At 69.9% G+C, this 2,192-nt stretch carries 2 protein-coding genes; both read right to left on the minus strand.

The window, feature by feature from the left end:
- Nucleotides 1-65: 65 nt before the first annotated feature.
- Nucleotides 66-1,829 (minus strand): glycine--tRNA ligase, encoded by a 1,764-nt coding sequence (gene glyS / locus BN903_RS06405; RefSeq protein WP_048076965.1) that lies wholly within the window; start codon nt 1,827-1,829, stop codon nt 66-68.
- The coding region (locus BN903_RS06410; RefSeq protein ID WP_048076966.1) for a CBS domain-containing protein at nt 1,830-2,192 on the minus strand (363 nt) is incomplete at its 5' end.

Raw genomic sequence — 2,192 nt, forward strand, 5'->3', positions numbered from 1 at the left:
CGGACCGGAGCGGTCCGTCCGACGNTGGCGGGGCTAACGTAATAACTTCGTATAGCATACATTTACTACGAAGTTATAACGAGTCGGCGACCGACGCGTAACGGTTCGCCCTCGCGCAGCGCGGTCAGCTCGTCCGCGAGGTCGGCGACCGGGATCCGGACCTGTTCCGCGGAGTCGCGCTCGCGGAGCGTGACGGTGTCCGGGCCCTCGCCCTCGATCCCGTCCCGGTCGACGGTGACGCAAAAGGGGGTGCCGACCTCGTCCTGTCGGCGGTAGCGGCGGCCGATCGAGCCGGAGTCGTCGTACGCGACCGCCAGCCCGGCCGCCCGGAGGTCGGCCGCGACCTCGTCGGCGAGACCCGTCAGGCGCTCGTCGTTCGTCACCAGCGGGAAGACGGCGGCGTCCTGCGGCGCGACCTCGGGTTTCAGCGAGAGGTACGTCCGCTCCTCGCCGTCGACCTCGTCGGTCTCGTAGGCGTGCGCGAGGACCGTCTGGACGGTCCGGCCGACGCCGAACGACGGCTCGACGACGTGCGGGGTGATGTGCTCGCCGCTTTCGGTCACCTCCTCGACCGAGAAGTTCGCCACGTCGACGTCGACCTCGCAGCGCTCTCCGTTCACGTCAACGGATACGGTCTCGCCGTCGAAGGCGTCCGGGTCGCGCTCGGCGAGCGCTTCGAGCGCCTCGGCGACCGCGGCGGCGTCGCCGCCGAACTCCGGACCGAGGACCGACATGTCGGGGTCGACCGTCGCGCGCTCGACCGTCTTCGGCTCGTCGTAGCGCTTGAAGACGGTGAAGGAGTCGTCGCCGTGTTCGTCGTGTTTCGAGAGGTCGTAGTCGCCGCGGTACGCGAAGCCCGCGATCTCGATCCAGTCGCCGTCGACCTCGCTCTCGGCGTCCCAGCAGTCGGCTGCGTAGTGGGCGCGCTCGCCGGCGAGGTGCTGACGGAACCGGAAGCGATCGGTGTCGACGCCGACACGCTCGTACCACTCCTGCGCGACGCCGAGGTAGTAGCCGACCCACGGGGAGCCGATGACGCCCTCCTCGACCGCCTCACCGACCGTCGTGTCGAGGTAGTCGCCGTCCTCGGCTTCCTGTTCGGTCGCGGGGTAGAGCCGCACTTCCACGTCCCGAACCCGATCCAGCGGCGGCTCGTCCTCCTCGGGGTCGATGAACTGCTCCAGTTCGGCCTGCGTGAACTCCCGGAGGCGAAGCAGGCCGCCGCGCGGCGAGATCTCGTTGCGGTAGGCGGGACCGATCTGGGTGATCCCGAACGGGAGGTTCCCGCGGGCGTACTCCTTCAGCCGCGGGAACTCCACGAAGATCCCCTGTGCGGTCTCCGGCCGGAGGTAGCCCGGCTGGGCGTCGCCCGGACCGATGTCGGTTGCGAACATGAGGTTGAACGCCTCCACCGGCTCGCCGGCGAGCGGCGTGCCGCAGGCGGGGCAGGCGATGTCGTTGTCGGCGATGAGCTCCTCGACCTCCTCGCCGGGCAGCGCCTCGGCGTCTTCGATCTCCGTGACCGCTTCGACGAGGTGGTCGGCGCGGTGGGACTCGCCGCACTCGGGGCACTCGACGAGCATGTCGTCGAACCCCTCCAGGTGGCCGGAGGCCTCGAAGACCGCCTCTGGCATCACCGTCGGGGCCTCGATCTCGCGGTTCCCCTCGCGGATGGTGAACCGGTCGCGCCACGCGTCCTCGACGTTTCGCTTGAGGGCGGCCCCCTGCGGCCCGAACGTGTAGAAGCCGGCCGTGCCGCCGTACGCGCCGTTCGACCCGAAGAAGAACCCCCGACGCTTCGCGAGTTCGGCGAGCGCGTCGGCGGCCATCTACAGCCCCTCCAGCAGGTCGACGTCCCGGACGATGCCGTCCAGATCCGTGCCGGAGACGAGCGGGACCTGCTCGATGTCGTTGCTGATGAGCTCCTGTGCGACCTCCTTGGCCGTCCGCGTGGCGTTGACGGTGACGAGGTCGTCGGTCATGAAGTGGCGGACCGCCTCCGCGGGGATCTCGACGTTCCGGGTCGGGAGGTAGCGCGCGCCGGTCGCTTTGATCCCCTCCCACGACCACTCGGAGTCCTCCTCCGCGATCGAGTCGCCCGTGCTCGCCTCGCCCTCGACGACGCGGGCGACTTCGAGGATGTCGACCTCGGTGAGCATCCCGGCGATCGCGGCCGCGTCGTCGGGGACGAC

It is taken from the genome of Halorubrum sp. AJ67 (genome assembly GCF_000513435.1).